Source organism: Novosphingobium sp. BL-S-21 (genome assembly GCF_055521655.1).
In genome coordinates, this window is record NZ_CM145496.1 from 422,267 (window position 1) to 443,426 (window position 21,160).

Here is a 21,160-nt window from a genome sequence, read left to right on the forward strand (position 1 = left end):
GCCCACAGACCGGTTCGAACCGGCGGGGCGCAGGCCGGGCTCGATCCGGCGTTCATACCCGGGGAGAGGGTCATGACGGAAACCTTGTTTGCGCTCGACGGGCGCAACTACCGCGATTGCCAGCAGGTGTTCAGGGGCGCCCGCGAACAGGAATACTATAGCGGCGATTTCTGGGTGGAGGATGTGGGCACTGTCGATGTCCGATCGGAGCGCAAGGCCGTGGGGGCCATGTCGATCATTCGCCAGCGCTCGGCCAGCAACCTGTTCTTCCGGCGGTCCCGCCAGCATATCCGAGAAGATGCGACCGATCTTTCGATCCTGTGGTTCGTGCGAAGGGGGGCGCTGTCCTATTCCGACCAGTTCGGCGGCAAGCTGGCGCGGCCGGGAGACTTGTTGGTGACGCGTTCGATGACGCCGTTTCTCATCGAATGCCGCAAGGACGAGGACAGCCACGAGAGCCTCCACGTCACCATGCCCACCCATGTGCTGCGCTCCTCTATCGCGCAGGACCTTGGCGCGGGGTTGGTGGTGGCGGGTGGCCGGCCGGAACTGGCCATGGCCGAGCGGATGCTGGGCGAGGTCTTCGCCGATGAAGGGCGTCTGGGCGAGAGTTCGGCGCGCCTGCTGATGGATACCGCGATCGGTCTGGTCGCCAATGCCATGCGCGCCCTATGTGCCTTGCAACCCTCTCGCCAGTCGATTGCCGACCGCCGTCTGGAGGAAGTCCTGCGCTTCATCGAGGTGCACCTTTCGGACCCGCAGCTTTCCACGGCGATGGTGGCCAGGGGTTGCGGGATTTCGCCGCGCTACCTCTCGTTCCTGCTGCGCCTGCGCGAAACCTCGTTCTCGGAACTGGTCTGGGAGCAGAGGCTGGCAAAGGCGAAGGACTGGCTGGGCAAGAGCGATCCGCGGGACATTTCGATCAGCGAGATTGCCTATGGCGTAGGCTTCAAGAGCCCGGCGCATTTCAGCCGCATGTTCAAGCGCGTGTTCGGATTGAACCCCCGAGAATATCGCGGCGAGGGCGGCGGTGTGGCTGCTTTGCCAGCTCCTGCCGCGGCACGTTCGGTGAACGAGCCATTTGCAGGCCTGCCGCGCGCCAGCCTGCTCCTTCAATAGCCGCGCAAACGCCAGAGCGATCTATGCGCAAGGGACGTCGCTGCGCTTGCGCCTCGTCATGTCCGTAGTCGAAGCTGGCGGCATACCGATGCAATCGGATCTACGGGAGAGCACGACAATGCCCAAGTACAAGCTGATCGCCCTCACGACCCCCAAGGCAGGGCGTGAGGAGGACTATCACCACTGGTACGACAACAATCACCTGCCGGAATTGGTGAACACCTTCGGCATGACCGGTGCCCAGCGTTACGAACTGGTCGCCCGGCTCGTCGGCAACGACAGCAACCCCTATCTCGCGATCTACGACATCGAGACAGACGATCCGATGGCGCTGCTGGGCGCGATCGGCAAGGCCACGGCTGCCGGCCAGCTCACGCAGAGCGACGCGCAGGACATGGGCACTTGCTACACCGCACTGTTCACCGAAAGGGGCGACCGGGTAACCCCTGCCGCGTGACTGCCGCAGCCTCGCGGCACCCGGCCGCGAGGCGTGTCAGCGGCCGCTGAAGCGGGGCGGCCGTTTTTCTTTCAGGGCGGCGATCCCTTCGAGATGGTCGGCACTGCGGACGGAGACGCTTTCATAGGCGATCCCGGCATCCATCAATGCCGCCGCCAGCCGCTTGAGTTCGAGATTGGTCAGGACTTTCGTCGCCCGGATCGCCACCATCGCGCCGGCCAGCAACTTCGCGCAGAAGGCATCCACCCGGGCGTCGAGTTCCTCGGCCGGAACGCAGTGATTGATCAGCCCGATTTCGGCCGCCCTGGCAGCCGTCAGCAGTTCGCCGGTGAGGAGGTATTCCTTCGCTCTCGTTAGGCCGATTCGCTGCGCCCAGATCACCGCGCCGCCATCGCCCGCCACCAGGCCAAGGCCGACATGGGGATCGCCGATCTTCGCGCCTTCGGCAGCGAAAATCACGTCGCAGAGCAGTGCCAGCGTGGCGCCGAGGCCCACGGCATGGCCGTTCATCCGGCAGACGACGGGCTTGTCGATATCCAGCAGGGTCGAGACGATGCGCTTCGCCACGCGGGCCTCATGGTCGAAGAAGTGGGGGTTGCGGGCATTATGCTCGATGTGGTCGAGGTCGCCCCCGGCGGAGAAGGCACGGCCGGCGCCGGTCAGCAGCACGAGGTCGGAGCCCGGATCGCCCTGGGCGAACCACAGCGCTTCTGCCAGATCGTCGTGAAGCTGGAGGTTGACCGCATTCATCGCTTCCGGCCGGTTGAGCGTGATCCGCAGCAGGCGTTCCTCGCGGGCCATGGCGATAGTGGCCAGGTTCGGCAGCGGCGGAATGGCGCTCATGTTCGTCAGGTCTCCCAATGGTTCTTGCTGTCGTCCTGGCGGTGATAGACCGCTCCGTTCAGCGAAGGCAGGGGCAATCCCATTTCGCGATCACCTTTCGCCCCGGCGAAACCTTCGCTCTTGCAAGCCTTTGTCGGCCTCTTCGCCTTGCCAAGGCCGGGCGGTTCCGTTCTACCTCGCTGAACGCCTGAACGGCACCAGCTGCGGGTCATGGAAGAGGAAGCGTAAATGGCGCAGTTCGACGAGAGCTTCGATTGGGTGGTCGTCGGCAGCGGAGCCGGTTCCATGGCCTCGGCGCTGCTGATGAAGCAGGCCGGCAAGTCGGTGCTCATCTTGGAGAAGTCGCCGTGGGTGGGCGGGACGACGGCCAAGTCGGGCGGGGTCATGTGGATCCCCAACAACCGCTTCATGGACCCGGGCGAGGACAGCTTCGAGCAGGCTTGCCAATACCTTGACGCGGTCGTTCCCGATGGTGACGACAGCCCCGGGACCAGCCCCGAACGCCGCCGCGCTTATGCGCGGGAGGCGCCCCGGATGCTGGACTTCATCGTGTCCCAGGGCGTGGCGATGGAGCGTGGCTCGCGCTTCTGGCCCGACTATTATGACGATCTGCCCGGGGGCATGAAGACCAGTCGCACGGTCACCGCCGTGCCTTTCGACAAGAACGCGCTGGGCAAGTCATGGGCCGGCAAGCTGCGCCAGGGCTTTGCCGAGGCGCCCATCCGTCTCGACGATGGTATGAAGCTGCCTTTCGCCAAGCATTCCTGGGCGATCAAGAAGATCCTCCTCAAGACCGCGGTGAAGATCATCGCCGGCAAGCTGACCGGCAAGCACTGGGTGACGGCGGGCGCCGCCTTGCAGGGGCGGATGCTCAAGGCCGTGCTGGACCGGCAGGCGGCGGAGATCCGCACCGACAGCCCGGTCACGGAAACGGTGGTCGAGGATGGCCGCGCGCTGGGCGTGGTGACGGTCAAGGACGGCAGGCCCTGGCGGATCGGCGCGCGGCTGGGCGTGTTGATGAATGCCGGCGGCTTCTCGCAGAACCAGGCGATGCGCGACAAGTATATGCCCGGAACGCGCGCCGCGTGGTCGAACGGCATCGAAAGCGACACGGGCGACATGCATGCCGAACTTGAGCGCCAGGGCGCTGTGCTCGCCCAGATGGACCAGATGGTCGGGTTCCAAATGTCGGAAGCCCCGGGCTGGGATACGGACTACGTCAAGCCGGGTACCCAGAGCACCACCGGCAAGCCGCATGCCATCCAGGTCGATCAGACCGGCGTTCGCTATATGAACGAGGGCGGCTCCTACGAAGAGTTCTGCGAAAACATGCTGCTGCGCAACCGCACGGTCCCCGCGATCCCGAGTTGGGCGATCATGGATCAGCAGTACATGGACGAATATGCGGTTGCCGGCAAAGGCATGGCGAAGAAGAACATGACCGCCTGGCTGACGTCGGGCTGGATGCGCAAGGCAGACAGCATCGAGGCGCTGGCAGGGCAGATTGCAGTGCCGGAGCAGGCCCTCAAGGCCACTGTCGAGCGCTGGAACGGTTTCGTCCGGGGCGGGCGGGACGAGGACTTTCATCGCGGCGACCGGGCATACGACAACTGGCTGGGCGATCCCTTCTTCAAGGACGGTCCCAATGCCTGCATGGGCACCATCGAGCAGGGCCCGTTCTATGCGATCCCGGTGGTTCCCGGCGATGTCGGCACTTACGGCGGCGTCGTCTGCGACAGCGACTCGCGCGTGCTCAGGGCTGACGGCTCGCCTATCGAGGGGCTCTATGCCTGCGGTGTGAGCACGGCCTCGCCGATGGGCCGCGTCTATCCCGGCGCCGGGGCCAGTGTCGGTCCTTCGATGACCTTCGGCTGGATTGCCGCCAGGCATGCGGCAGGCTTGGGCAACCAGGTCTGACAGCGGCGTGAAGTCGGCGGTCAAGCGCCGGTCGAGAGGCATCGCCGGTGCGACGGTTGGTCGATAACGCTGCGGCGGTCTGGCCTCCCCTTGCGCACACTTGCCCTTGCGGTACTGAACTTGAGTTCAGCCCGCAAGGTTCACCTATGGGCGGAGAGGCTGCTCGAGAGAGGACACATGAGCCAGACACTGGAGAACAGGGCATCCCCGGATGCCAAGACGCAGCTCGACATTTACCGCCGGATGATCCGGATCGAGCGCAACGATGACGCCACCCGCACCCAGATCCGTCGCGGCCGCATTACCGCGCCGTACTATTCGGCGCGTGGGCAGGAATGCATTCCCTCAGCCATCTCGGTGCTGCTGAACAACGACGACAAGATCTGCACGATCTATCGCGGCATCCACGACATGGTCGCCAAGGACATGCCGCTCCGCCCGCTCTGGGCAGAAATCTGCGGCCGCGTTGACGGCACCTGCAAGGGCAAGGGCGGCCCGATGCACCTCACTCACCCGGAAACCGGCGTGATGGTGACGACGGGCATCGTCGGATCGTCCATGCCGATCGCCAACGGCTTCGGGTGGGCGGCCCTGCTGGACGGCACCAAGCAGGTGACCGTGGCCTATTTCGGTGACGGCGCCAGCAACATCGGCGCGTTCCACGAAGCGCTGAACCTGGCCTCCGTCTGGAAGCTGCCGGTGATCTTCGTCTGCCAGAACAACGGCTTTGCCGAGCATACCCGTTACGAGAACGGCACTTCGGTCGACCAGATATCGAAGCGCGCGATCGGCTACGGCATGCCGGGCTACACCGTGGACGGCAACGACCCCGTCGACGTCTATGCCCACGCCCACGCCGCCATCGAGCGTGCGCGTGCGGGCGAGGGGCCGACCTTGCTGGAATGCAAGACCTTCCGCTTCATGGGCCACGTCTTCGGCGACGCCGACGGCTACATGACCAAGGAAGAGAAGGCGGCAGCCATCGCCAAGGATCCGCTGCCGATCTATCGCCAGAAGCTGATCGACGACGGCATTGCCACTGCGGCGCAGCTCGACGCGCTGACCGCGAAGATCGAGGCCGAAGTGAACGACGCCATCGAATTCGCGATGGCCTGCGAATACCCGTCCGACGACGAACTGCGCCGCGACGTCTTTGCCGAGGAGATTCCGGCATGAGCACTGAAACTCTCGAAGCCCCCGCCGTGGAAACGGTGAAGATGAACGGCCTTCAGGCAATCAATGCTGCGCTGATGGAGGCGATGGAGGCCGATCCCAAGGTCCTCGTGCTGGGCGAGGACATTGCGGATAACGAAGGCGGCGGCGTCGTTGGCGTTACCCGCGGGCTTTCCACCAAGTTCGGCACGATGCGCGTGCGCTCCACGCCGATCTCCGAACAGGCGATCATCGGCGCGGCCATCGGCGCGGCCATGGGCGGTTACAAGCCCGTTGCCGAAATCATGCTGATGAACTTCACGGCGGTCGCGATGGACATGATCGTGAACCACGCGGCCAAGCTGCGCTTCATGTCGGGCGGTCAGAGCCAGGTGCCGATGGTGATCCGCACGCTGACCGGCGCGGGCAACCAGACTGCCGGCCAGCATGCCGACTTCTATGAGGCGTGGTTCTGCCACACTGCCGGCATCAAGGTGGTGATCCCCTGGACCCCGGCGGATTTCAAGGGCCTCTACCTCTCGGCGATCCAGGACCCGGACCCGGTCATCATCGTCGAAAGCGGCAAGACGCTGTTCGTGCCGATGGACGTGCCGGTCAATCAGGGCCCGATCCCGCTGGGCAAGGCGAATGTCGTTGCACCCGGTTCGGACATCACCATCGTCTCCTATGGCCAGATGATGTTCACCGTCATGCAGGCCTATGAGGAACTGACCAAGGCGGGTGTCTCGGTAGAAGTGATCGACCTGCGCACGATCTCTCCGTGGGACAAGGAAACTGTTCTGGCCTCGGCCGAGAAGACCGGTCGCCTGCTGGTGGTCCACGAAGCCGGCCGTAATTTCGGCCCCGGCGCGGAAATCGCCGCCACCGTGCAGGAAACGCTGTTCGGCAAGCTGAAGGCCCCGGTCGGCCGCCTTGGCGCGCCCTATTGCTCGGTGCCCTTCGCGAAGAAGCTGGAAGACGCTTTCCTCGTGCAGCCGCCCGAGATCATTGCCGAAGCCCAGCGCCTCGTCGCGATGGGCTGAACGGCACCGCCATTCACTCAAACGGAAGGGCCTCCGCAGCGATGCGGGGGCCTTTTTGCGTTATAGGGCGATGGAGCACTTCTGGCTGGGCTAGACGTAGGGAACTTGCCGGGACGGTGTTGAAGCAGAGATCGCCGGGGACGGCTTCCTCCAAGCAATGCCGACGTGATTTGAACTGGCTCGACTTAAGCCCCCCTCTGGCCTCGTCATCTCCGTCTTCGCGGGGGCGACGAGATTGTGAGCAGTGCGGGAGGGGGCGCATATGCAAGAGCTTGGGAATGAGAACGCAGCAGCGCCCGAAACGCGATGCCCTTCGAAAATCCGTCAAGCCGCGCCGCGGCGGATCACCACACCATCGCGTCTGCCCGCCTTTCCGGGCGAATGTAGATCGACGTAATCCACGGGGAGAGTGCTTTCATCCGGCACTCCAGTTCCTCGATCAGGGTTTCGGCTTCGCCCATCATCAGACTGTCATCGAAGTCCGCGCTGATGGCGACGAAGATGGCCTGCGGGCTGGTGTGGACCGTGCGGATGTGATTGACCGCGTCGATGCGAGGGTGGCCGTTCAGCACCTCCCGAATTTGCGCGATGAGAACCGGGTCTGCCGCTTCGCCGATCAGCAATTCCTTGGATTCGCGGGCCAGCAGCATTGCCACGCCCGCCAGCACGCAGCCGATCAGGACGGAAGCGACGCCATCGATCCGCGGATCGGCAAAGTGGATCGAGGCCCAGACGCCGACCGCCGCTATGACGAGGCCGATCAGCGCCGCGCTGTCCTCGAACAGCACGATGAAGCCGGGCGGATCCTTGCTGCGGCGGATCGCCTGCCACCAGGTCTGATCGCCGCGCCCGCGATCGAATTCGCGCACGGCGAGGGCCCATGAGGCGCCTTCCATCAGGAATGCGATGCCCAGAACGATGTAATTGAGCGTCGGATCTTCGATCGCGTGTGGTTGTTGTATGTGGACGAAGCCTTCGTAGATCGACACGCCCGCGCCGATCGCGAAGATCAGGATGGCGACCACGAAAGCCCAGAAATACAGCTCGCGCCCATAGCCGAACGGGTGCGTTGGGTCCGGCTTTCGGCTGGCGCGCTTCTGGCCGTAGAGCAGCAAGACCTGATTGCCGCTGTCCACCAGCGAGTGCACGCCCTCCGTCAGCATGGAGGACGAACCGCTGATCCCGGCGGCTACGAACTTGGCGACGGCAATGCCCAGATTGGCCGCCAGCGCGCCGTAGAGCACGATATTGGCCTTGAAATGCGCAGCTACGCTGCCTGTCTCGCTCATCGTGGGGCGGTTCCTCGCAGGACTTCGAAGAGTCCCAACTGTCACCGCCCGTGCGAGGTTGCGCAAGGGCTGTCGATTTAGCCCAGCGCCTGACGTCCCACGCGCTCGTTCCACAGGTCGGCATTGCCGCAGAGTTGCAGGTTCAGCAGCGCGCGCTTGAGGAACAGGTGGCAGGGATGTTCGTCGGTAAGGCCGATTCCGCCGTGGAGTTGCACCATCTCCTCGGTCACGAAGCGGAACGCTTCGGCGGCGAGGACTTTGGCTGCGGCGAGTTCGGTGACGTTGGCTTGCTCGTCGCGCGCGCGCTTCCACAGCAGGGCCTCGGCCACGACGATGCGCGTCTTCATGTCGGCGGCGCGGTGCTTCAGGGCCTGGAACAGCGCGATTGGACGGTCGAACTGGCGGCGGACCTTCATATACTCGATCGTCATTTCCAGCGCCGCGCCAGCAGCACCGATGCAATCGGCGGCGAGGGCGAGTTGGGCTTCGCCGGAAAGTCGGTCGTGCAGGGTCTTGGCGCCCGCTGCGTCGGTGAGCATCAGCGTGGGCGCATACCCATCCAGTACCACGTCGAACAGGCGGCGGCTGGGATCCCAGATCGCGCGCTCCATCAGCGAGACGCCGGGTGCGTCGAGCGGCACCAGCGCGTAGCCAGTGGGCAGTTGCGCGACCACGGCGACGGCCATGTCCGCCTCGAACACGCCCGAGATCGTGCCGGAAACGGTGCCGTCCGATCCTTCGATCAGCCTGGCGGAAAGCATCGGCAGCGGCGCATAATCACCGCCGGCCATTCGCTCCAGCCAGTCCGCACGTTCGGCAAAACTCTCGCTCGAGGCTATCGCCTGAAGGCCAAGCTGCGCCGGGATCAGCGGCATCGCGGAAAGCACGCGCCCCATTTCGAGGTGCAGCGCGGTCGAAGCCTCCCGCGTGAAGCCAAGGCCGCCGTCTTCTTCGGGCAGGCGTACCATCAGCCAGCCCATTTCGGCGGCCAGTTGCCAGCTTTCATCGCGCGAGGGGGAGAGCTTTTCCGCCGGGAACGCCTTCTGCGCGGCGTCGGTGAGTTCGTTCAGTTCGATCACAGCACCCACCCCTTCGGCTCGCGCGGCATGTCCAGCATGCGTTCGGCGATGATGTTGCGCTGCACTTCCTCGCTGCCGCCGGCGATGGTCCAGGCATAGGAATTCATGAAATCGGCCATCCAGTTGCCGGTGTTGAGATCGCCGAACGTGATCGGCGCCATATATTGCTCGGCCATTCCGCCCAGTCGCAGGCCCAGCGCAGAATAGGCGCGCAGGGCCCGGCTATAGGCGTTCTTGACGATGGAGGCGTCGCCCATGCGCTCGATCCCGTTGATGCGGTTGTCGAGGAACTGGTCGGCAATCGCGCAGACGGCGTCGACTTGCGTGACGAGCGTGCCGAAATCGCGCAGCACCCCGCGATCGTCCTCGTGCCCATGCTCGCGGATCAGTTTCGCGACCCGGCCCAAAGCCCCGCGCATGCGGTAGGACAGTTCCATCAGCGTCAAACCGCGCTCGGAGGCGAGCGTCGCCTGCGCCACGGCCCAGCCTTTGCCTTCCTCGCCCACGCGTTCGGAGACGGGAATCTCCACGTTATCGAGGAAGATCTCGGCAAATTCCTCGTCGCCCTGGATCTGGTGGATCGGGCGGACGGTGACGCCGGGCGCCTTCATGTCCATCAGCAGGTAGGTGATGCCCGCCTGCTTCACTCCGTCAGACGAAGTGCGCGCCAGCAGCAGGCACTTGTCGGCGAACTGCGCCATCGTCGACCAGACTTTCTGGCCGTTGATGACGTAGACGTCGCCTTTCCGTTCGGCCCGCGTCTTGATCGCGGCAAGGTCCGATCCGGCGCCGGGTTCGGAGAAGCCCTGGCACCACGTCTCGCCTTCGAGGATCTTGGGCAGATAGCGCGCCTTCTGCTCGGCATTTCCGCATTCGTGCAGCGTGGCGAAGGCGTGGTAGGTGGACACGAACGAGAGCAACAGGCGGGGGCAATCGGCGCCGGCCAGTTCCTCGTAGATCACTTTCTGCTCGGCCAGGCTGCGGCCGCCGCCGGGATATTCGGCGGGCCAGTGCGGGATCGCATAGCCGGCGCGGACGAGCTTGCCGAACCAGTCGCGCTGGGTGCGGACGAAATCGTCCTGCGTGCGGCTGGCATCGCGCCAGCCGGTGGGCGCTTCGGCTTGGAGGAAGCCGCGGACTTCGATTCGCAGGGCTTCTAGATCGGCAGTATCGGTCATCCCCTGTCCTTGCCGCCCGGCCGTGGGGGCGTCCAGACAGGGGCGGGTCGCCGCGGCGATATCGAGGCGTGTCAGTCCCCGTTCGCGCTCTAGACTGCGACTTCGATGCTGTCGCCGATGACCCGCACTTCGTAAGTCTCGATCGGCATGGTGGCAGGCGGATTGATCGGCGCGCCCGTTTCAAGGTCGAAGCGCGCGCCGTGGACCGGGCAGGAGATCCAGCCACCCCGCATCCGCCCGCATTCCAGCGTCTCGTAAGCGTGGCTGCACAAGTTGCGCACCGCGAACAGGCGGTCGAGCGTGTTGCACAGCAGGAGGCTGAGCCCGTTCACGTCCACCACCCGCTTCGTGCCGGGCGGCACTTCGTCCAATGTCGCCACGGCCACGAAGTTCTTCTCGGTCATCGTCATCCCGTTTCTCTTTGGGCTCCCGCTGGCGCACACGAACAGGGCAGGGGGCCTGAACAGGAAGCCTTACCGTGAGGCTGCTTTCATGGGCAAGCCGCCGCCGCGATTAAGCGGTCTGACAAGCACAGACTGCGTGCCGGAGCGCTTCCCGTGCGCTTGCGCGCCATACCCGGGCGGTTTTCGCCGGGGCGTTGGACCCGTGCTTGTGAGCGGGGATGGCGCTCGGTAACTCCAGGGAAAGCAAAAACGAAGGATGCCATGCAGTTCGAATGGACCGAGGAACAGGATTCGTTCCGGCACAAGATTCGGGAGTTCCTGCATGCCAATCTCCCGGATGACTGGGAGAAGTTCTCCGAGCATGGCCCTGCTTCGCCCGCGCTGACCGCTTTCGCGCGCGGCTTCTGCGTCAAACTTGCGGAGGCGGGCCTGCTCTTTCCGCATTGGCCGCAGGACATGGGCGGAGAGGGGCTGGGACCGTGGGAGCAGCAGATCCTTTCCGAGGAAATGTGGATCGCCGGAGAACCGCGCGGCGGCCAGTACATGAACGTCAACTGGATCGGCCCGACGCTGCAGAAGTACGGCACTGCCGAACAGAAGGCGCGTTACCTCGAACCGATCACGCAGGGGGAATCGCTGTGGTGCCAGGGCTTTTCAGAGCCGGACGCCGGATCGGACCTGGCCTCGCTGCGCACCCGCGCGGTGCTGACCGACGGCCATTACGTCATCAACGGCCAGAAGATCTGGACCTCTTACGCCGGGCTGGCCGACACCTGCTTCCTGCTCACCCGCACCAGTGACGACCGGAAGAAGGGGATTACGATCGTCCTCGTGCCGATGGACACGCCGGGCATTACCGTGCGGCAGATCCCTTCGCTGATCGGCGAGGGCGATATTCACGAGGTCTTCTTCGACGACGTGACCGTGCCCGAAACCGCCCGCTTCGGTGAGGAGGGGCAGGCTTGGGAGATCGTTGCCTATTCGCTGCGCAACGAACGTCTGGGCATTCCGCGGTTCGTGCTGGCCCGCGCCGCGCTCGACCGGGCCGTGGCCATGCTGCAGGATCGCGGAGACTTCGCCCGCGAGCACGTTCGGATCGAAGCTGCGCGCTGCGCTGCGCTCTGCGAAGGGGCGGGTACGGCCAACTATGCCGTCGTGCAGAAGCGGACGGAGGGATTGGCGATCGGCGCGGAGTCGAGTTCCGCCCGATACGCTACCGTCATGGCCGAGCGGGCGGTCTGCGATTTCGTGGTCGAGTTCCTGCCCGAGGCGCTCGCCGGCGGTTCGCCCTATCTGAAGATGCACCATCAGCGCGGGATCGTTGCGGGGATCGCGGCCGGTTCGGCAGAGATCCAGCTCAACATCATTGCCAGCGATGTGCTGGAACTGCCGCGGGAGCCACGCTGATGCAGCTTGCCCTCAATGAAGACCAGAGGCAGGTGCTCGATTTCGTCGAGGCACTGGCTCGGCCTTTCGCATCCGCCCCCTTGCACGATGCCGGACTGGCACTGGAAAGCGCCGAGCTTGATGCAGCGCTGGTGGAGAATGGCTTTCTCGATGTCCAGGCCGTGGAAGAACTCGGCCCGGTGACGGCGGCCCTCGTGGTCGAGAAACTGGCGCGCCTGCCTTTCGCAGTGGAGGCGGCGTTTTCAGCGCTCGTCCGTCCGCTGATCGATCCCGACTTGCCGCGGCCGATCTGCCTGTTGGAAGAAGGACGGACCCGCACGCCGGTGCGCTTCCTCCGGCCCGGTGCCACCGTGGTCGTTGTCGGCGCGTCCGGCGTGCGCAGCTTCACCGCTCGCGAGGAGCAGATTGCGCCGGCGCAGGAGGATACGCTCTACGCCTATCCGGTCGCGTTCCTTGCCGACATGCCCGAGACGATGACCCTGCATGCCGCCGACCCAGCGGAGATCACGCGCGCATGGCGGGTGGCCATGGCGGCGGAGGCGGCCGGACTGCTGGGAGCTGCCCTGGCCAGCACGGTGACCTATGTGTCCGAGCGCAAGCAGTTCGGCCGCCCGCTGGCGACGTTCCAGGCCATGCGCCACCGGCTGGCAGAGGCGCAAGTTCTCACGAACTGCGCCTATTGGCTGGCCATGCGCGCCGCAGCCACGGGCGAGGCCGCAGATGCCGCGATGGCGCTGCTCCACGCGCAGGAGGCGGCACGTCGGGTGTGCTACGATTACCATCAGTTCCTGGGCGGCATGGGCATGACGCTGGAGCATCCGCTGCATTTGTGGACGTATCGCCTCAAGCTGCTCACCTCGGAACTGGGCGGTCGCGGAGAGCAAGGCCTGGCCGCGGCGGAGGCGCTCTGGGGCGAATAGCCTCGCAGCGATGGGCGAACCGTCGCTGCGATATCGGGCACGGATTGGCGCTCGGTCCATCGCGCCGTGCCATGCCCTATGCGAAGTCTTCTCCTGACAACGAAATCAGGTGGAGGATGCCATGAAGACACAGGATCTCATCGATCTGGACGGGCAAGTCGCGATCGTAACGGGAGCGGGACAGAACGCGGGCCGGGCAACGGCGCTGCAACTGGCGCGTCACAATGCCGGGGGTATCGCCGTCAACGACTTCGTGCCCGAACGGGCGGAAGCCGTGGCCGAGGAAATCCGCGCGCTGGGCGTGCCTGCGCTTGCCGTGCCCTTCGACGTGGGCGACCTCGACGCGATCCGCGCCGCCAGTGCCGCCGTAACCGCGAATCTCGGCCCGGCGACGATCCTGGTCAACAATGCCGGCATGGCCGGTCCCAATGCCACGATCCGGCCCAGCCAGACCTTCTGGGAAGAAGACCCCGCGAACTGGGACCGCTACCTGCGCACCAATCTCTATGGCGTCTACAACTGCTGCTTCGCCTTCATCCCGAACATGGTCGAGGCGAAGCGCGGACGGATCGTGACCATCGTTTCCGATTCCGGCCGCATCGGCGAGCCGAGGCTGGCGGTCTATGCGTCCGCCAAGGCCGGCGCCCAGGGCTTCGTGCGGTCGATCGCCAAGGAACTGGGACGCTACAACGTGACCTGCAACGCGGTTTCGCTCTCGGCGCTGATGCCGGACATGCCCGAGGAGCAACTCGCCGAAATCATGCAGGGCGACCATGCCAAGACCATGATGTCCCGCTACACGATCCGCCGCTACGGCAAGTCCAGCGACGTTGCCGGCCTGGTGACCTTCCTGTGCTCCGATGCAGCGGAATGGATCACGGGCCAGACTTATCCTCTCAACGGGGGTTACGCGCCGTCCATGTGAAGGTTGCCGGCGATTTCACGGCTCACGCCGTCCTGCCATTGCCGCATGACGAGGTAGCGGCCGTGAAGCGCCCCGCGGTCGCAGACCCCGAAGCCGAGCAGAGTACCCTCGCGGCCTTGCGCCGCGGGGAGCCACTTGACCCGCTCCAGCCCGAGCCGAAGCCCGTCTCGGCTTCTGTCCGGAGCCCGGGCAAGCGCTTCGGCGATCACGCGGCCGAGGTCGTGGCCTCGGGCTACGGCCGGGGCTTGCGTCCTATCCATCGCGGTCTCGGCCAGCAGCCGGTGCAGGGTGCGGTTATCGTCGGATACCAGGTCGAGATAGAGCCAGCCATCCAGGGCCTGTGCGAAATCGCCGTGATAGCCGCGCAGGCCGGCCGTGTTCATGATCTTCGGTCCGGTCCAGCCCGCCTCTGTCAGGACGGCGGCAGCGGCCGGGGCAGACAATCCGAGACCCAGATAGACGAACGCTTCGGGGCGGCTCTTGAGCACGGTTTGGGTGAGAACGCCGGCGTCTTCGCCCAGGGGGGAGATGCCTTCCGCTGCGACGATCTCCAGACCCAACACGCGCGCTTCGTCCTGGAGACACTTGAAATGCCGGGTGCCAATGGCGGAACGGTCGTGGATGACACCAATTCCGGTGGCGCCGATCGCTGCGAGATGGCGGGCGATAAGCAGCGATTCGTCTTCATGGCTGCCGACCTGGAGCTGGAACATCCAGCGCCCGCGGGCGCGTTCGGCGCCGGCCCAGTTGATCGTCGGCACCCGCAGTTGTTCGGCAAGGGGCGTGATGACAAGGGCGTTGTCGCCGATCGCCGGTCCCACGATCATCCCTGCGCCTGCGTCGACCAGTTGGCGATAGGCCGTCTCCACGGCCTCCGAGGTACCGGAAGGCAGCCCCAGGCCGTAGGCGAAAGCGAAATTGACCGGAAAATCGATCCGGCCGGCGTTTTGGAGCGCCTGAACCTCACGTTCCAGCCATTCCCCGATGTCGCCGGGGCCAGGTGCCGGGTCGGCCATGTCGTTGAGTATGCCCACCGTCACGCCTGCCATCTTCAGCTCCAAGTCCCGCGGCTGCTTTCCATTGCGGCAGACAATGGATCAGACGGGAAAAGGCTGCACGATGCTGCGGAGGCGTCCGTCCTAGGCGCGTTTGCCGCGCGCGAAGAGGGATGGGGGGCATAGGGCATAGCTGGGATCCGCCGTGCCTTGCCCCAGCGTGCCGCCGCCCGAGAAAGGACGCCGCAGCTTGAAATCGTAGGTGACGACGCGCTTGGCAAAACGCCATTTGCCGTCCGCGCAGCGACGATAATTGTCGATGTAGCGAACGGCCATGAAGTCCTCTTCGCTGTCCCCGCCCCGTCCCGGGATGAGATGCCAGGCGAGAGCGTAGACTTCGCCGCTTGCCCGCTCGCCCTCCACGGCGATCAGGTGGTTGCAGACGTGGTGGCCGCTGTAGGGCATGTGAGGGAAGGCTCTGGCGATGAAGGCGCAGTAGTCTTCGGCGCTGCCATCGAAGCTGTCTCCATGGGTATCCGTGGCCTCGGGCGCGTAGAGATCGCGCAGCAGCTCGATATCCTGCCGGTCGATGGCGCGCGAATAGAGCAGTACCAGTTCGCGGATCGCCTCCTTGTCGAGCAGGACCTGCAGGGCCGTCTCATCGATCGCCATGGCATGTTACCTTTCTAGAGCAGGGCGCCGCCGTCGATCGGATAGACCTGCCCGGTGATGAAACTGGCCCGGTCGCTGGCGAGGAAGGCGACCATGCCCGCCATTTCTTCCGGCACGGCGAAAGGACGGCCGACCACGGTTCGGCGCAGGCGGAGCGCCTTGTCCTCCTCCGACAGGGCTTCCCCGCCTCGGCTGAACAGTCCGGATTCGGGATGGAAACGGCTGCCACGGCTGAAGGCGGCGGGATCGGAAGCTATCGTGGCATAAGGCGCGATGGCGTTGACGCGGATGCCGTGCCGGCCCACTTCCTTAGCCAGCACGGCCGTGAAGCTGTGAACCGCGCCTTTGGCGGCCGAATAGACCGGCAGCATATAGTCCCCAACCAGAGCTGCGGTGGAGCCGACATTGACGATCGCGCCGGCCTTGCGGGCGATCATTCCGGGCAGCACGGCGTGCGTCATGCGCAGGACGGTGCCGAAATTGAGGTCGATGTCCGCCATCCACAGGTCCGGGTCGGAATCAGTGAACAGCCCCTGGTCCACATTCCCGCCGACATTGTTCACGAGCACGTCGACTGGCCCGATTGGCGCGGCGGCTGCGCAGACTTTCGATGGGGACGCAGGATCGCGCATGTCCGCCGCGACGAACACCGCGTGCCCGGCGCCGCTGGAAAGGCATGCCTCCACCAGTCCCGCGCCCGCTTCCTCATCGCGACCCACGAGCACCAGATCAGCGCCTTCCGCTGCGAATTCGAGCGCTATGGCCCGGCCGATGTTGGCCGTGGCGCCGGTTATGACGGCAAGCCTGCCGGAAAGATCGAGATTCATGCCGCCGCTCGCCTTCGTCCCATCGTGGTGGGAAGGGGCTAGGACGGATCCTCAGGCGGGGCAAACCGCCGAGGCGATCAGGTCTCCGGCTCGTTCACGCTGTCGGCCGCGTCGAACTGGCCGCGGCTACCCTTGGTGAGGACGCACCGAATGTCGTTGTCGGTGCCGTCCGCACCGACATGGCGCAGGAAACCCTTGGAGGTTTGGTGCATCTTCATGCCCTTGAGCGCGCCGCCGGTCATGATGACCTGGTCACCGGTCATGAGATAGCTGCCACGCACGCCATCGGGCGTCTTGTAGTTCGATCCCGTGACGGCGCGAAAATCGTATTGTGGCAGGCGGATGCCGACAGGGCCACCGGCCGAGCCGTCCCGCTCGCAGTTGTATTGGCCGACTGCCAGCGTGCCGATCGGCCCGCCGGGCACCGAGGGCGGTGCCGGGCTGGCGGCCAGCGGCACCGATACGAAGCCGGCGGCGAGAAGGAAAGCGACGAAAGGAGCGTTATGAAGGGCGCGCATCATGATGAACCGCTAGCATCCACGCGAAGCAATTGCCACAGCCAGTCTCCTCGGCTAAGGGCGCATGCTTTCCCGTACAGCGGCTCTTTCCCATCTTAAGGTTCATCCCATGAAGATCAGCGGCGTCGACATTCGTCCCGGCAATATCCTCGAATACGAAAAGGGCATCTGGAAAGTTGCCAAGACGCAGCACACCCAGCCGGGCAAGGGCGGCGCCTTCATGCAGGTCGAGATGAAGAACCTGATCGATGGCCGCAAGACCAACGTGCGCTTCCGCAGCGCCGACACGGTCGAAAAGGTCCGTCTCGATACCAAGGACTTCCAGTTCCTCTACGTCGAGGGCGACCAGCTCGTCTTCATGGACATCGAAACCTACGAACAGATCCAGCTTCCCGCCGATCTCCTGGGCGATGCCGCTGCCTTCCTCCAGGACGGCATGCAGGTTCTCCTGGAGCTTTGGGAAGAACGTCCGATCTCGGTTCAGCTTCCCGAACAGGTCGAAGCCAACATCGTCGAGGCCGACGCCGTGGTGAAGGGGCAGACCGCCTCGTCCAGCTACAAGCCTGCCGTGCTCGACAACGGCGTGCGCGTGATGGTGCCGCCGCACATCGAAAGCGGCACGCGCATCGTCGTCGACGTGTACGAGAAGGCCTACGTCAGGAAGGCCGACTGATGCGGACCCTGGCCTCGCTCGTCGCCGCGGCTGCTCTGGTCGCAGGGCTTTCCGCTCCCGCTCAGGCTGCCGCGCCGAAGAAGGCGCCGGCCAAGGCTGCCGCTCCGGCACCGGCTGCCGGAGCGCATGCTCCGTCGCCCGAAGTGGAGAGCGCGATGCTCTACCTGAAGGTGCTGATCAGCGGCCTCCAGTCCGACAAGGTCGAGCCCCCGGTAAAGGGCGCGCTCGTCGGCTGCATCTACAACAATTCGCTGCAGAAGATCAGCGAATCGATGGACAAGGTGATTGCCGAGAATGCCGGCAAGATCCACCGCGACAACCCCAGCGAGCTGCTGAGCGCCATGGTGGCGATCTGCGGCTACAAGCCCACGGCCGCTGCCGGCGCCGCCCCGCAACAACCCGCGCCGCAGGGCCGATAATCATACTGGCCGTCGTGCCGGTACTCGAAGGACAAGGTAAGTTTTATGGCCATCTCCGGTCTCATTCGCGTCATGGAAAAGGCCGCCCGCAAGGCGGGTAGCCGTCTGCGCCGCGACTTCGGCGAAATCGAGCACCTCCAGGTCTCGCGCAAGGGACCGGCGGATTTCGTCTCCAAGGCGGATCAGGCCTCGGAGCGCACCATCTGGGACGAACTGCGCGCAGCGCGTCCCGAATGGGGCTACCTGTTCGAGGAAGCGGGCGAGATCGAAGGCGATCCCGACAAGCCGCGCTTCATCGTCGATCCGCTCGACGGCACGACCAACTTCCTCCACGGCATTCCGCACTTCGCGATTTCCATCGCCGTGCAGGAACCGCGCCTGGACGGGAAGGGCTGGGGTGAAGTCACCGCCGGCCTGATCTACAACCCCGTGACCGACGAGAGCTACTGGGCCGAGAAGGCCCGTGGCGCCTGGCTGCAGGACAAGCGCCTGCGCGTGTCGTCGCGCCGCCATCTCGACGAGAGCGTGATCGCGACCGGCATTCCCTTTGCCGGGCACGGCGATGCGGGCGAATGGACCCGAATCTATCACGCCCTGGCCCCGCAGGTTGCCGGTATCCGCCGGTTCGGTTCGGCGGCGCTCGACCTCGCATGGGTTGCCGCGGGCCGTTACGAAGGTTTCTGGGAAGCCGACCTCAAGCCGTGGGACACGGCGGCAGGCTGTCTGCTCGTTCGCGAGGCCGGCGGCTTCGTTTCCGACTGGAAGGGCCGTTCGCAGCCGTTCCACGACAAGGAAATCCTTGCGGGCAACGACGCATTGCACTCGCGTCTCCACAAGATTCTGGCAAACGCGCTCAAGTGACTTGAGCCGAAGCCAAGGCGCGGCTAAGTCACCCGCGCCGATGCCGGTTCGTCTGACGACTCCTGTTCGAAGACAACCGGCAGCACGTGATCGTGCCCCTGTGGCGGAATGGTAGACGCGAACGACTCAAAATCGTTTGTCGAAAGGCGTGCCCGTTCGAGTCGGGCCAGGGGCACCACACGAAAAGCCGCGAACCCAGCCAGGGTCTCGCGGCTTTTTCGTATTCATGGCCGGGGTGCGGGGAGCGCGCATGTCGTCCACGGCTTCACCGGGACAATCGCTAATGCACGGGACGCCGGCCTTTATCCTCGGGAATGGACGCGATTTAACGGTGAAACACGCATGTTTCGCGCGGCAATTTTTCTACATTGGTAATAACCTTGAAATCCCACTGCCCAGCCGCAGTGGCATGTCTTTCGTCCCTCGGGCCGCGATCGATATCGAGGTCTGCTGGAAGCCTGTTCCGAGTCGAGGAAACGAGGTTCCGGGACACCGGCGGCATTGTATCGCCGGCGCTTCCAGCAGTTCCCGGCCCGGGCGCCGGCCAAAGGCCTGGCGATGAACGGATGACGAGGAACAGGTGCCGGGCATGAGCAGGCGCCGATAACAGAGTTTTTGGAGAGCCGCTTCGGGTCGCATCAAGAAGCGCGTTTGCCAAATCGCCCCCTCCGGACTACTTTGCGCCGGAGGGGGACGACATGGAACCCAGTGCCGACGAATATCGCGACGCCCTCTCGCGCGTCGTCGCCGCCGCTACTTTCCGGTCTTCGCCGAAGCTGGCGGAACTTCTGTCCTATCTTGTCGAGCAAAAGCTGGCCGGTCATGGCGATCGGCTGAAGGGCTATCCCATCGCGCTCGATGTCTTCGGGCGAGACGAGGATTTCGATGCCTCGTCGGATTCGATCGTCCGCGTGCAGATGACCCGGCTGCGCCGGGCACTGGGCGAGTACTATGCGGGGGAGGGAGCAGGCGATCCCTTCCGTCTCGTCGTCCCCCGCGGGTCTTATGCGCCCATGCTCGAACCGGCCGCGGAACGGGGCCAGGAGGCTCGTCAGGAGCCGTCACCCGAAGCGCCGGTTGATACCTCCACCTCGCCGCGTGCGCAGCAGGGGGAGGACATCGTCCGGTCGTCGAGCGCCCTGAATTTACGCCGTCGTTCCTGGGGGCTGCTGGCGGCGCTGGCCTTGGCCGCCTCGCTCCTGATCATCTACTGGCCCGGCGGGGAGCGCGATGCCGTGCTGGTGCGCGCGGGCGAAATGCCGGACGGGCCGGTGGTCTATGTCGCGCCTTATGCGATCACCGGATCGGATCCCGCCATCGCGCGGGTGCGCGATGGGTTGCAGTTCGACCTGATCAACTATCTCGCCCAATTGCCGAACCTGGCGGTTCTTTCGCTCGACGAACGGACCGCGAAGGGCGAGCGGCAGCTCGGCGCTGGAGGCGCATTGGGGACGCAGCCGAGCCGCAAGGGGTTGCGCCCGGCCTTCGTGCTTCAGGGGTCGATAGACGGCGCGGGGTCCACGCTGCGCATCAACTCCAGCCTCGTGCGCATGCCGGGCGGGGTGGTCGTCTGGTCCGGGCGCAGCGCTTCCATCGACTATGACCCTGCCCAGATACTCAAGGTGCAGTCGAAGATCGCGCTCGGCGTCGCCTCGCGCCTCGGCCAGCCTTATGGCGTGATCCACGAGACCATGCGGCAGGATCTGGAAAACCACCGCGATCTCGGCATGGAGCGCTATTTTTGCGAGTTGGAAGCCTACGAGTTCATGCGTTCGCGCCGCGAGGGGCAGCTCGGACGCGTAAAGGAATGCCTGGAGCGGGCCGTCTACGACAAGCCCAATTATTCGGACGCCTGGGCGCTGCTGTCGTGGATGCACCTCTACGAGGCGCAGGCGCACGGTGTCGGCGATTCGCCTGAGGCGCTCGAGGCGGCGAAGCGTGCGGTGGCCGCCAATGCCACCAATGCGATCGGTTACGAATATCTGGCGCTCGCGCTCTACCGGCACGGAGAGGACGACGCCGCGCGCGAGGCGATCGGAAAGGCGCTGGAGATCAGCCCTAACCATTCCGAAGTCCTGGCCAATGCGGGCCGGGTGCTCGGCGCGCTCGGCGAACACGAGATTGCACCCACCCTGGCGCGCAAGGCGATCCAACTCAATCCGGGGCATCCACCCTGGTACTGGTCGGGATTGGCGCTGGACGCGCTCTATCGCGATGAGGCGGACGAGGCCCTTCGCTATGCCCGGCTCGGCGCCGCGGATGGTGGGTTGATGTCGCGCTATCTGCTGGCTTCCGCTTACGCGCAGGCGGGCAAGGGCGCCGAGGCGCGCCGGGTGCTGGAAGAAGCGGCGCGGGCCTATCCCGGCGTATCCAAGGACCGGCGGGAGGTCGTTCGCCAGCTGCGCATTCCGGACTTCGCTGCCGAGCCGCTGGAGGCGCAGGGCCTGCTGACGCGCTAGGGC

Annotated in this window: 21 protein-coding genes and 1 tRNA gene; 13 read left to right on the plus strand and 9 right to left on the minus strand. The window is 65.1% G+C overall.

The window, feature by feature from the left end; genetic code table 11:
- Positions 1-72 precede the first annotated feature (72 nt).
- Entirely contained in the window at positions 73-1,119 is a 1,047-nt protein-coding gene (locus ACZ1J6_RS10370) for a helix-turn-helix domain-containing protein (RefSeq protein ID WP_431566580.1), read from the plus strand.
- Positions 1,120-1,237: 118 nt separating this feature from the next.
- Positions 1,238-1,576: a DUF4286 family protein gene (locus tag ACZ1J6_RS10375; protein ID WP_314468019.1), complete on the plus strand. Its 339-nt coding sequence runs from the start codon at positions 1,238-1,240 to the stop codon at positions 1,574-1,576.
- Positions 1,577-1,612: 36 nt separating this feature from the next.
- Here the strand turns inward: ACZ1J6_RS10375 and ACZ1J6_RS10380 are convergent, their stop codons facing one another.
- Positions 1,613-2,419 carry an enoyl-CoA hydratase/isomerase family protein gene (locus ACZ1J6_RS10380; protein WP_465128080.1) on the minus strand — a complete coding sequence of 269 codons (807 nt, stop codon included), beginning with the start codon at positions 2,417-2,419 and terminating at the stop codon, positions 1,613-1,615.
- A 228-nt stretch (positions 2,420-2,647) separates the two neighbouring features.
- On the opposite strand from ACZ1J6_RS10380, the gene ACZ1J6_RS10385 reads away from it, so the two are divergent.
- The 3 genes from ACZ1J6_RS10385 (at position 2,648) to ACZ1J6_RS10395 (ending at position 6,531) form a co-directional block, all read left to right on the plus strand.
- Positions 2,648-4,336: an FAD-binding protein gene (locus tag ACZ1J6_RS10385; RefSeq protein ID WP_431566581.1), complete on the plus strand. Its 1,689-nt coding sequence runs from the start codon at positions 2,648-2,650 to the stop codon at positions 4,334-4,336.
- 177 nt (positions 4,337-4,513) lie between these two features.
- Complete coding sequence (locus ACZ1J6_RS10390) at positions 4,514-5,512, plus strand: thiamine pyrophosphate-dependent dehydrogenase E1 component subunit alpha (protein ID WP_314468014.1); 999 nt, start codon at positions 4,514-4,516, stop codon at positions 5,510-5,512.
- Positions 5,509-6,531: an alpha-ketoacid dehydrogenase subunit beta gene (locus ACZ1J6_RS10395; RefSeq protein ID WP_207912805.1), complete on the plus strand. Its 1,023-nt coding sequence runs from the start codon at positions 5,509-5,511 to the stop codon at positions 6,529-6,531. Before ACZ1J6_RS10390 ends, ACZ1J6_RS10395 begins: the two co-directional genes overlap by 4 nt.
- Before the next feature lie 344 nt (positions 6,532-6,875).
- Here ACZ1J6_RS10395 and ACZ1J6_RS10400 read toward each other — a convergent pair whose 3' ends face one another.
- From ACZ1J6_RS10400 to ACZ1J6_RS10415, 4 genes are all read right to left on the minus strand, one after another.
- Complete coding sequence (locus tag ACZ1J6_RS10400) at positions 6,876-7,820, minus strand: cation diffusion facilitator family transporter (RefSeq protein ID WP_431566582.1); 945 nt, start codon at positions 7,818-7,820, stop codon at positions 6,876-6,878.
- A gap of 77 nt (positions 7,821-7,897) precedes the next feature.
- Positions 7,898-8,899, minus strand: coding sequence for an acyl-CoA dehydrogenase family protein (locus ACZ1J6_RS10405; RefSeq protein WP_465128081.1), 1,002 nt, complete (start codon positions 8,897-8,899; stop codon positions 7,898-7,900).
- Positions 8,896-10,077, minus strand: a complete 1,182-nt coding sequence (locus tag ACZ1J6_RS10410) for an acyl-CoA dehydrogenase family protein (protein ID WP_431566584.1) — start codon at positions 10,075-10,077, stop codon at positions 8,896-8,898. The genes ACZ1J6_RS10405 and ACZ1J6_RS10410 overlap by 4 nt, the downstream gene beginning before the upstream one ends.
- An 89-nt stretch (positions 10,078-10,166) precedes the next feature.
- Positions 10,167-10,481 (minus strand): Rieske (2Fe-2S) protein, encoded by a 315-nt coding sequence (locus ACZ1J6_RS10415; protein ID WP_431566632.1) that lies wholly within the window; start codon positions 10,479-10,481, stop codon positions 10,167-10,169.
- A gap of 261 nt (positions 10,482-10,742) precedes the next feature.
- Here ACZ1J6_RS10415 and ACZ1J6_RS10420 point away from each other — a divergent pair, with 261 nt between their 5' ends.
- The 3 genes from ACZ1J6_RS10420 to ACZ1J6_RS10430 all read left to right on the plus strand — a co-directional run bounded on the left by ACZ1J6_RS10420 (position 10,743) and on the right by ACZ1J6_RS10430 (position 13,733).
- On the plus strand, positions 10,743-11,888 hold the full coding sequence (locus ACZ1J6_RS10420; RefSeq protein WP_431566585.1) for an acyl-CoA dehydrogenase family protein: 1,146 nt from the start codon (positions 10,743-10,745) through the stop codon (positions 11,886-11,888).
- The gene (locus tag ACZ1J6_RS10425; protein ID WP_431566586.1) at positions 11,888-12,808 is read left to right on the plus strand and encodes an acyl-CoA dehydrogenase family protein; all 921 of its coding nucleotides are present in this window, start codon (positions 11,888-11,890) and stop codon (positions 12,806-12,808) included. Before ACZ1J6_RS10420 ends, ACZ1J6_RS10425 begins: the two co-directional genes overlap by 1 nt.
- A 121-nt stretch (positions 12,809-12,929) precedes the next feature.
- On the plus strand, positions 12,930-13,733 hold the full coding sequence (locus ACZ1J6_RS10430) for an SDR family NAD(P)-dependent oxidoreductase (protein ID WP_134092808.1): 804 nt from the start codon (positions 12,930-12,932) through the stop codon (positions 13,731-13,733).
- Here ACZ1J6_RS10430 and ACZ1J6_RS10435 read toward each other — a convergent pair.
- From ACZ1J6_RS10435 to ACZ1J6_RS10450, 4 genes are all read right to left on the minus strand, one after another.
- Positions 13,715-14,782 carry an ABC transporter substrate-binding protein gene (locus ACZ1J6_RS10435; protein WP_431566587.1) on the minus strand — a complete coding sequence of 356 codons (1,068 nt, stop codon included), beginning with the start codon at positions 14,780-14,782 and terminating at the stop codon, positions 13,715-13,717. The two genes, ACZ1J6_RS10430 and ACZ1J6_RS10435, sit on opposite strands and share 19 nt — an antisense overlap.
- 90 nt (positions 14,783-14,872) lie before the next feature.
- Positions 14,873-15,400 carry a nuclear transport factor 2 family protein gene (locus ACZ1J6_RS10440; protein ID WP_431566588.1) on the minus strand — a complete coding sequence of 176 codons (528 nt, stop codon included), beginning with the start codon at positions 15,398-15,400 and terminating at the stop codon, positions 14,873-14,875.
- Positions 15,401-15,414: 14 nt separating this feature from the next.
- Positions 15,415-16,227 carry an SDR family NAD(P)-dependent oxidoreductase gene (locus tag ACZ1J6_RS10445; RefSeq protein WP_431566589.1) on the minus strand — a complete coding sequence of 271 codons (813 nt, stop codon included), beginning with the start codon at positions 16,225-16,227 and terminating at the stop codon, positions 15,415-15,417.
- Positions 16,228-16,304: 77 nt separating this feature from the next.
- Entirely contained in the window at positions 16,305-16,748 is a 444-nt protein-coding gene (locus ACZ1J6_RS10450; RefSeq protein ID WP_431566590.1) for a hypothetical protein, read from the minus strand.
- A gap of 106 nt (positions 16,749-16,854) precedes the next feature.
- On the opposite strand from ACZ1J6_RS10450, the gene efp reads away from it, so the two are divergent.
- The 5 genes from efp (at position 16,855) to ACZ1J6_RS10475 (ending at position 21,157) form a co-directional block, all read left to right on the plus strand.
- Positions 16,855-17,418, plus strand: coding sequence for an elongation factor P (gene efp / locus ACZ1J6_RS10455; protein ID WP_132262497.1), 564 nt, complete (start codon positions 16,855-16,857; stop codon positions 17,416-17,418).
- Positions 17,418-17,837 (plus strand): hypothetical protein, encoded by a 420-nt coding sequence (locus ACZ1J6_RS10460; RefSeq protein ID WP_132262499.1) that lies wholly within the window; start codon positions 17,418-17,420, stop codon positions 17,835-17,837. Before efp ends, ACZ1J6_RS10460 begins: the two co-directional genes overlap by 1 nt.
- 45 nt (positions 17,838-17,882) lie before the next feature.
- Positions 17,883-18,698 carry an inositol monophosphatase family protein gene (locus ACZ1J6_RS10465; protein ID WP_132262501.1) on the plus strand — a complete coding sequence of 272 codons (816 nt, stop codon included), beginning with the start codon at positions 17,883-17,885 and terminating at the stop codon, positions 18,696-18,698.
- Positions 18,699-18,792: 94 nt separating this feature from the next.
- Positions 18,793-18,876: transfer RNA gene (locus ACZ1J6_RS10470), tRNA-Leu, on the plus strand.
- A 520-nt stretch (positions 18,877-19,396) separates the two neighbouring features.
- The gene (locus ACZ1J6_RS10475; protein WP_431566591.1) at positions 19,397-21,157 is read left to right on the plus strand and encodes a hypothetical protein; all 1,761 of its coding nucleotides are present in this window, start codon (positions 19,397-19,399) and stop codon (positions 21,155-21,157) included.
- The last annotated feature ends 3 nt before the right edge of the window (positions 21,158-21,160 follow it).

Coding starts and splice junctions, on each gene's coding strand:
- ACZ1J6_RS10370 (WP_431566580.1), top strand. CDS start 73: ATGACGGAAACCTTGTTTGCGCTCGACGGGCGCAACTACCGCGATTGC.
- ACZ1J6_RS10375 (WP_314468019.1), top strand. CDS start 1,238: ATGCCCAAGTACAAGCTGATCGCCCTCACGACCCCCAAGGCAGGGCGT.
- ACZ1J6_RS10380 (WP_465128080.1), bottom strand. CDS start 2,419: ATGAGCGCCATTCCGCCGCTGCCGAACCTGGCCACTATCGCCATGGCC.
- ACZ1J6_RS10385 (WP_431566581.1), top strand. CDS start 2,648: ATGGCGCAGTTCGACGAGAGCTTCGATTGGGTGGTCGTCGGCAGCGGA.
- ACZ1J6_RS10390 (WP_314468014.1), top strand. CDS start 4,514: ATGAGCCAGACACTGGAGAACAGGGCATCCCCGGATGCCAAGACGCAG.
- ACZ1J6_RS10395 (WP_207912805.1), top strand. CDS start 5,509: ATGAGCACTGAAACTCTCGAAGCCCCCGCCGTGGAAACGGTGAAGATG.
- ACZ1J6_RS10400 (WP_431566582.1), bottom strand. CDS start 7,820: ATGAGCGAGACAGGCAGCGTAGCTGCGCATTTCAAGGCCAATATCGTG.
- ACZ1J6_RS10410 (WP_431566584.1), bottom strand. CDS start 10,077: ATGACCGATACTGCCGATCTAGAAGCCCTGCGAATCGAAGTCCGCGGC.
- ACZ1J6_RS10415 (WP_431566632.1), bottom strand. CDS start 10,481: ATGACCGAGAAGAACTTCGTGGCCGTGGCGACATTGGACGAAGTGCCG.
- ACZ1J6_RS10420 (WP_431566585.1), top strand. CDS start 10,743: ATGCAGTTCGAATGGACCGAGGAACAGGATTCGTTCCGGCACAAGATT.
- ACZ1J6_RS10425 (WP_431566586.1), top strand. CDS start 11,888: ATGCAGCTTGCCCTCAATGAAGACCAGAGGCAGGTGCTCGATTTCGTC.
- ACZ1J6_RS10430 (WP_134092808.1), top strand. CDS start 12,930: ATGAAGACACAGGATCTCATCGATCTGGACGGGCAAGTCGCGATCGTA.
- ACZ1J6_RS10435 (WP_431566587.1), bottom strand. CDS start 14,782: ATGGCAGGCGTGACGGTGGGCATACTCAACGACATGGCCGACCCGGCA.
- ACZ1J6_RS10440 (WP_431566588.1), bottom strand. CDS start 15,400: ATGGCGATCGATGAGACGGCCCTGCAGGTCCTGCTCGACAAGGAGGCG.
- ACZ1J6_RS10445 (WP_431566589.1), bottom strand. CDS start 16,227: ATGAATCTCGATCTTTCCGGCAGGCTTGCCGTCATAACCGGCGCCACG.
- ACZ1J6_RS10450 (WP_431566590.1), bottom strand. CDS start 16,748: ATGATGCGCGCCCTTCATAACGCTCCTTTCGTCGCTTTCCTTCTCGCC.
- efp (WP_132262497.1), top strand. CDS start 16,855: ATGAAGATCAGCGGCGTCGACATTCGTCCCGGCAATATCCTCGAATAC.
- ACZ1J6_RS10460 (WP_132262499.1), top strand. CDS start 17,418: ATGCGGACCCTGGCCTCGCTCGTCGCCGCGGCTGCTCTGGTCGCAGGG.
- ACZ1J6_RS10465 (WP_132262501.1), top strand. CDS start 17,883: ATGGCCATCTCCGGTCTCATTCGCGTCATGGAAAAGGCCGCCCGCAAG.
- ACZ1J6_RS10475 (WP_431566591.1), top strand. CDS start 19,397: ATGGAACCCAGTGCCGACGAATATCGCGACGCCCTCTCGCGCGTCGTC.